The 392-nt window shown below is 63.8% G+C and carries 1 protein-coding gene; it reads right to left on the minus strand.

The window, feature by feature from the left end; translation table 11 throughout:
* Positions 1-392: hypothetical protein (locus tag DUT91_RS26000; protein WP_160113732.1), on the minus strand; the 392-nt coding region annotated here is incomplete at both ends.

The following is a 392-nucleotide window of genomic DNA, read 5'->3' on the forward strand; positions in this document are numbered from 1 at the left end:
CTCGCCTGCAACAGATGCGGCGTGTTCGCCGTCACGGGATCGCCGTCCAGCGAAATCACCGAAAGAACCTTGCCGGCGGGCACTGAGCCGGCGGCCGTCAGGCCGAAGTCCTTCTCACCGATCGGGATGCTGGAATTATCCGAGCGCGCGTAGACGCTGATAGTAACGTTGCCCGGCGAATTCGGCCCGTAGACGGTCACCTGCGTGCCGGAGGTCGTGTTGTTGACGACCGGCGAGGTGTCCGGATTGAAGACGACGGTGTAGCGCGGATCCGACGGAACCGCCGACCAGTAGATATCGCTCATCTGGTCGCTCGGGTTCGCATTCGTCGCCGTCAGCGTCTGTGCCGCGTAGAGCGGAATCGGATCCGTCCCCGTGATGCCGATCCCGTG

The organism is Paramesorhizobium salinisoli, assembly GCF_003335045.1.
In the GTDB taxonomy this organism is placed as follows: domain Bacteria; phylum Pseudomonadota; class Alphaproteobacteria; order Rhizobiales; family Rhizobiaceae; genus Paramesorhizobium; species Paramesorhizobium salinisoli.